The organism is Streptomyces sp. NPDC004658 (assembly GCF_040609555.1).
Classification (GTDB): Bacteria; Actinomycetota; Actinomycetes; order Streptomycetales; family Streptomycetaceae; genus Streptomyces.
Genome location: NZ_JBEXKG010000020.1, coordinates 1 through 6,423, shown reverse-complemented (window position 1 = coordinate 6,423; position 6,423 = coordinate 1). Strand labels below are relative to the sequence as shown.

Below are 6,423 nucleotides of genomic sequence, written 5' to 3'. Positions count from 1 at the left end.
CGGCCGCGCCGCGGCACGGCGGCGAAGCCCGCGAGAAGGACGAGGCAATGACTGAGCACGAGACCGAGGAACCCGGTGGGGTCCAGCATGCTCCGGTGGACACCGTCCCCGATGGCGAAGCCGGCGTTCAGGATGACGTGCGTGGCCGGGACGACGTCGACACGATCGCCCGCTGGGCGTCGCGGCTGCGCGCGGCCCCGGTGATCGGGTCGGAAGACGCGGAGGCAGTGGGCGCGGAGGAACTGCCCGAGGTCCCCGAGCGCATCAAGGAGGCCGCGCGGCTGGCGCCCGACCACTGGCTGGGGATCGTCGACCCCTACTGGCAGGGCTCGGGCGAGCCGCCCGCGTGGGCCATCGTGGGGCAGTGGCGGACGGACGGTGACGGGGAGGTGGTGGAGTGGTCGGAGAACCCGGACTACCGCCCGTCTCCGACGGCGCTCGGCTGGGACGATCCCACCGACGAGCTGGACGCGGCCATCCAGCTTGCCGCGACGGGGTACGGTCCCGAGGAGGACATAGACCGGCTGCTGCTGAGGGCCGAGGTCGCCGTACTGGTTGACGCCGCCGACGCGCCGGTGACCGCGTCGGCGCCCGACGGCACACCGGTCGTCCCGGTGTTCACCTCACAGGCTCAGCTCGACCGCGTGGGCGCTCTGCGTCATCGGCGGGTGCAGGTGGAGGACCTGCTCCCGGAGATTCCCTACGGGCACGAGCTGTACCTGAACCCCGCGGGCGCGGTGGCCTACGTCGCCGATCACATGACGCTGCTCGGCGGGCGATCGCAGAGCGAGCCGGAAGGTGGAGCGGGGAGCGAAAAGGGAGACGGGGAGGAGCACGAAGACCAAGGTGGCGAGGACGACTGACCTCCCCGCCACCTTGGTCCGCTCAGCGCAGCGACAACCCCCGCACCAGCAGGTCTAGCAGCGCGCACACGAACAGCGCTATGCCGATGAAGCCGTTGACCTGGAAGAAGGCGCGGTTGAGGCGGGAGAGGTCGTGCGGACGCACGATGGAGTGCTCGTAGAGGAAGGCGCCAGCGACGATCAGCAGGCCCAGCCAGAAGAACGCGCCGGCGTGGGTGGCCAGGGCGAACCAGACGAACAGGGTCGTGGTGATCGTGTGGCACACCCGCGCGCCCCAGATCGCGGCCGGGATGCCGAAGCGGGCCGGAACCGACTTGACGCCGATGCGGCGGTCCGTGTCGACGTCCTGACAGGCATAGATCAGGTCGAAGCCACCGATCCAGATGCCGACGGCGAGACCGAGGATCACCGCCTTCCAGGACCAGGAGCCGCTGACCGCGAGCCAGGCGCCGACCGGGCCCATGGACTGGGCCAGCCCCAGGAAGGCCTGGGGGAAGTTGGTGAACCGCTTCGCGTACGGATAGACCACCATGGGGGCGACCGCGACGGGCGCGAGAGCCAGGCACAGTGGGTTCAACAAGGCGGCTGCGCCGAGGAAGACGACGACGGCCACCAGCGCACCCGTCCACGCGTGCCGCACTGACATCGCACCGGTGACGAGCTCACGGTGGGCTGTACGCGGGTTGCGGGCGTCGATCTCGCGGTCGATGATCCGGTTCGCGGCCATGGCGAAGGTCCGCAGCCCCACCATGCAGACGGTGACCAGCAGGAGCGTCACCCAGTCCACCCTGCCGTCGCGCTCACGCATGGCGGTCAGGGTGGCGATGTAGGCGAAAGGCAGCGCGAAGACCGAGTGCTCGATCATCACCAGCCGAAGGAAGGCTTTTGTCCGCCCCGGCTGAGGGACCGCCGCGGATACTGAACTCACAGGACGACTCCTTGCAAGAGCACGCCATGGCGCGCATACGGAAGTGTGAAGAGCCTACCTGTGGGAGTAAAGGGAGAGGTGACTGTCATGTGTGACTCATCTGCGGGTCGTGCAAGAGTCGGCGCCCACCTTGAAGGTCATGACGAGGACGGTTGGATGTGACCGTGTGTGATGAGGCAGATCGGGGCATCCGCTCCGTGATCGCCCAAGGCGGCCAGCCGCACTGCACGGTCCTGGGTATCTCCCTGCTCGGTTGGTCGAACGGACGAGACGCGGCTGAGGAATGCTCCGTGAACATCGCCGCGCCCAGCGGCGGAAGCCCTCCGGCCAGGAGATCGACGGCAACGGTGCCGGCCCGCCGGGCGGTTAACCCGAAGGCCTGTAGCGGCGCCCGACACTTGACTCGTCGGCGAGGTCGAGCCGAGTGGTCATCGACCCGAGACCCGAAGTCGTCGCCGGCTGCCTCACCGGCACCAAGACTCGTATGCGCCAGGCCATCACGGCATCACGCACGGAAGGTCAGCAGCCACGCGGTTCCGTGACATGTCACAGCTGGTGAACGCCCCCTTGCTGTGCCGGTCCACGCCCCGCCACCGGAGCGCGGACCGGTACGTCGCGGGCACCGGACCGGTCGGTGCCTCCCGGGTCAGGGACGGATGATGTTCTCCGCCTGCGGGCCCTTCTGGCCCTGGGTGACGTCGAACGTGACACGCTCGCCTTCGACGAGCTCACGGAAGCCCGTACCGGAGATGGCGGAGTAGTGGGCGAAGACGTCGGGCCCGCCGTCCTGTGCGATGAATCCGTATCCCTTCTCCGCGTTGAACCACTTCACCGTGCCGCTGGCCATGCTGTTTCCTTCGGTCGTGCTGGGTGAGTCCCAGGTGTGCTGAGATGAGGGCCGCCAGCGGTGAAGCCGGTGCAGCCCTTGCCGACCACCCTGCCGCGTCACCACATTCCCGGCAACCGATGGAGGGCGGCGCGTCCGGGTGGACGCCGCGGCTCAGGTCGTCCAGACGCCGACTTCGCATGCGGCCGCGTAGGCGGAGCGGGCCGTGGCGCGCGCAAGTGAAGCGAGAGGGAGGGAACATCGCGCGCGTGAGGGGCCCGGTTGGACGGCGAGCAGGGAGAGAGTCGTACGGGGGGGGGGGGGGGGCAGCAGGCAGCCGTGTCCCTGGCCGGACGTGAGGGCGGACGGTCACCCCCTCGCAGTCATGCGGGGACCGGACGACGCCTCTTCACGTGTCGGCTCATGCGGTGATGCGCTCGCCGGGCCGGCATGACGCGGTTTGGCCGAGATCACTCCTCGAAGGTTGCCCAGGCCCGCTCGAACTTGTCCACCTCTGCTTCGAGCAGTGCGACGAGCTCGACGGCCCGAACGGCCACGCTGGTACCGAGGGGCGACAGACTGTAGGTAACCTTCGGGGGGATCGTGGCCTCGACGTGCCGGTTCACGAGACCGTCCCTGCGCAGGGTGTACAGCGTCTGCGACAGCATTTTCTCGCTGATGCCCTCGATGCGGCGCCGCAGGACGTTGAACCGGCACGGCCGCTCGTACAGGGCCGACAGGACGAGGATGCCCCACCGCCCCGTCACGTCCAGAAGCACTTGACGGGGGAGGCAGTCCTTTGCGAACACACTGATGGTGGGCTCGCCTTTTGCAGTCGTCATGATCAGACACTATCCAGCCAGGACGTAGTCAGAAACTCACTCTAACCGGAAACACATGACTCTCAGCCCCTGAGCCCCACCGGCCGGCCGCAGCCCGTCAGTTCGCGAAGCGGAAACTCTTCGCGAGGAACCCGCCGAAGCTGTGCACGTCGCCCGCAGGCAGCGTCAGGGCGGCACCGGTGCACCCGGTGCCGTCGTAGACGAGAACAGTCCGGTAGCTGTAGTTTAGGTCGGCCTGCACCGTGAACGGCAGGGTAACGCACGACGTGCCGACCTGGGACGGCGAATACTCCAGGGTGGGGCCGGTGAATCCGCCCTGCCAGAAGGTGACGTAGCCGGGCGTGCCGGGGTCCACGGCGAAAGCGGGGGAGCCGGACAGTCCTACCGCCACTGCGACGGCGCCTGCGGTCACGGCAACGGATGCAAGGTGTCGCTTCAGGTTCCGCACAACAACCTCCAGTCATCATGATTGAGAGTGCGCCGAAGATCACTCAGTCGGCGAACTCATGTGTCACTTGAAAGATAGAATGCGGCGCAGCCGAGCGTTACCCCGGTGCGTCATGTTGGCCGAGCGGAAGCGATCTCCGGCTGGATGGCGCCGTGGTCGGGTGGGAAGCGGCGTACGTGGGGGTTCCGTTGACGTCGTTGCAGAGGTTGCTCATGGTTGCCGGTCGTGTGGTGCGGTTCGACAGTGTGCGGGGATACGGCTTCATCGCCCCGGAGCACGGAGGTGAAGATGTGTTCCTTCACGTCAACGACCTCCGCTTCCCCGAGTACCAGCTCCGTCCCGGGCTCGCAGTCGAGTTCGAGATCGAGGAGGGCGAGCGTGGGCTCAAGGCCGCCGACGTCCGGGTGGCGCAGACAGCCACCGGGGCACGCGTCGGCCCGGCTTTGCCTCCCGAACCTCTCCCGGCCGCCGCTCCGGACACATCCGTCCTGCGAGCGACGGCTGCGGAGCCGGACGAGCAGGTCTGTGACGTGCTCAGCGCCGACGAGTACCGTCACGAGGTGACCGAATCCCTGCTGACCGCCGTGCCGTCGCTGACAGGTGAGCAGATCCGTCAGGTCCGGGCGACACTGGTGGAACTCGGCCAGAGCCATGGCTGGATCGACAAGTGATCCCGCCGCCTCCTGCGACCCTCCTTCGAACGCGTTCGTTCGCGTGCCGGGTTGCGGGTTGTGCGCCGCGTTGGAGGCGGTGGCGGTCGCCGGGTGGCACGGGGAGGACGAGCTCACCCCGCGCGACTGGCTGTCGGTGACGGCCTCTGGAATGCTGCACCGCATGGTCGACCACCGTCTCCCGCCCCTGCCAGAGCACCCGGACATGCCGGAGAGCGTGCGTCTGTGAGAACGACGGGCTGAGACGAGCACGGGAGAACCCGCATCCGAGAGTGGGGTGCGCCGCACGCCGGGCGCACGGGGTCGTGGGGCCCGCCACATGGCCCTGAGCGGGCGCCCTGAGCGACAGTGGGAATCCCTGGCTACCCAGCGACGAGTTGTCACGGTGGGTGGCGATGGTCTCGACAGGAGTTGTCTGTCCCACGTCCCGGGCTCCGGCCTGTTCACGGGGCGCTCGATCGCTCGCGTACGAGGAGTAACGGGAAATGAAGGTGCTGTGCGTCCTGTATCCGGATCCGCTGACCGGCTACCCGCCCGAGTACGTCCGCGACGCGCTCCCCCGGCTCACCGCCTATCCGGACGGCATGAGCCTGCCGACCCCGTCCGCCGTCGACTTCACCCCCGGTGAGCTCCTCGGCTGCGTCTCGGGAGGACTGGGCCTGCGCTCCTTTCTGGAGGAGCAGGGCCACGAGTTCGTCGTCACCAGCGACAAGGACGGAGAGGACTGCGTCTTCGAGCGTGAGCTGCCCGACGCGGACGTCGTCATCTCCCAGCCGTTCTGGCCGGCGTACCTGTCCGCCGAGCGCATCGCCAAGGCGAAGAAGCTCAAGCTCGCCCTCACCGCGGGCATCGGCTCCGACCACGTCGACCTGGAGGCCGCCATCCGGCGCGGCATCACCGTCGCCGAGGAGACCTACAGCAACAGCATCAGCGTCGCCGAACACGCCGTGATGCAACTGCTCTGCCTGGTGCGGAACTTCGTCTCCTCTCACGAGTGGGTCCGCAACGGCGGCTGGAACATCGCCGACGCCGTGTCACGGGCCTACGACATCGAGGGCATGGACGTCGGCGTCATCGCGGCCGGCCGCATCGGCCGCGCGGTGCTCAAGAGGCTCAAGCCGTTCGACGTCAACCTGCACTACATGAACCGGCACCGGCTCCCCGAGGCCGTCGAGCGGGAACTGGGGCTCACCTACCACCCGGACGTGCGGTCGCTGGTGCGCAGCGTGGACGCGGTGTCCGTGCACGCGCCGCTCCAGCCCGAGACGTACCACCTCTTCGACGACGAACTGCTCGCGACCATGCGCCGCGGCTCCTACATCGTCAACACCGCGCGGGCGGAGATCATGGTGCGCGACGCGGTCGTGCGCGCCCTGAAGTCGGGCCGGCTGGCCGGATACGCGGGCGACGTCTGGTACCCGCAGCCCCCGGCGCCCAGCCACCCCTGGCGGACCATGCCGCACAACGCCATGACCCCGCACGTGTCGGGCTCCACCCTCTCGGCCCAGGCACGGTACGCCGCCGGCACCCGCGAGATCCTGGAGGACTTCTTCGCCGGCCGCCCGATCCGCGACGAGTACCTCATCGTCGACGGCGGCAAGCTGGCAGGCACCGGAGCACACGCGTACACCACGTCGGGGGCGGCGAGCCCGGGCAGCACCGGCGCCTGACCCCTGCGAGCCACGCGTGACGCCGGGGGCCCTTCCCCCGAGGCTTCCCGGCGTCACCCTCCCCAGGGGGCGCGGGCCCGGCACCGGGGCCGGGCCCCCGAGCCGGGGCCGGGGGTGACCCCCGCCCCGGGCGCCGCGTCACCCGCGAGGACCGGGCCCGGCGGACCGCCAGACC

7 protein-coding genes are annotated in these 6,423 nt (G+C 69.1%); 3 read left to right on the top strand and 4 right to left on the bottom strand.

Annotation, left to right across the window (positions count from 1 at the left end):
• The first annotated feature begins 95 nt into the window (after positions 1 to 95).
• Positions 96 to 863, top strand: a complete 768-nt coding sequence (locus tag ABZV94_RS10475) for a type VII secretion system-associated protein (RefSeq protein WP_356339346.1) — start codon at positions 96 to 98, stop codon at positions 861 to 863.
• A 22-nt stretch (positions 864 to 885) separates the two neighbouring features.
• On the opposite strand, the gene mqnP is transcribed toward ABZV94_RS10475, so the two are convergent.
• The 4 genes from mqnP to ABZV94_RS10455 form a co-directional block, all read right to left on the bottom strand.
• Complete coding sequence (gene mqnP, locus ABZV94_RS10470) at positions 886 to 1,791, bottom strand: menaquinone biosynthesis prenyltransferase MqnP (RefSeq protein ID WP_356339344.1); 906 nt, start codon at positions 1,789 to 1,791, stop codon at positions 886 to 888.
• Positions 1,792 to 2,437: 646 nt separating this feature from the next.
• Positions 2,438 to 2,638, bottom strand: a complete 201-nt coding sequence (locus ABZV94_RS10465; protein ID WP_356339342.1) for a cold-shock protein — start codon at positions 2,636 to 2,638, stop codon at positions 2,438 to 2,440.
• A gap of 449 nt (positions 2,639 to 3,087) precedes the next feature.
• Positions 3,088 to 3,459 (bottom strand): helix-turn-helix domain-containing protein, encoded by a 372-nt coding sequence (locus ABZV94_RS10460; protein WP_356339340.1) that lies wholly within the window; start codon positions 3,457 to 3,459, stop codon positions 3,088 to 3,090.
• Between the two features lie 97 nt (positions 3,460 to 3,556).
• A complete protein-coding gene (locus ABZV94_RS10455; protein ID WP_356339337.1) occupies positions 3,557 to 3,907 on the bottom strand; it encodes a hypothetical protein in 351 nt (116 codons plus the stop codon).
• A 212-nt stretch (positions 3,908 to 4,119) separates the two neighbouring features.
• Between ABZV94_RS10455 and ABZV94_RS10450 the strand changes: the two genes are divergently transcribed.
• Together ABZV94_RS10450 and ABZV94_RS10445 are read left to right on the top strand one after the other, a co-directional pair.
• Complete coding sequence (locus ABZV94_RS10450) at positions 4,120 to 4,578, top strand: cold shock domain-containing protein (RefSeq protein ID WP_356339335.1); 459 nt, start codon at positions 4,120 to 4,122, stop codon at positions 4,576 to 4,578.
• A 485-nt stretch (positions 4,579 to 5,063) separates the two neighbouring features.
• Positions 5,064 to 6,248, top strand: a complete 1,185-nt coding sequence (locus ABZV94_RS10445) for an NAD-dependent formate dehydrogenase (RefSeq protein WP_356339333.1) — start codon at positions 5,064 to 5,066, stop codon at positions 6,246 to 6,248.
• Positions 6,249 to 6,423 lie beyond the last annotated feature (175 nt).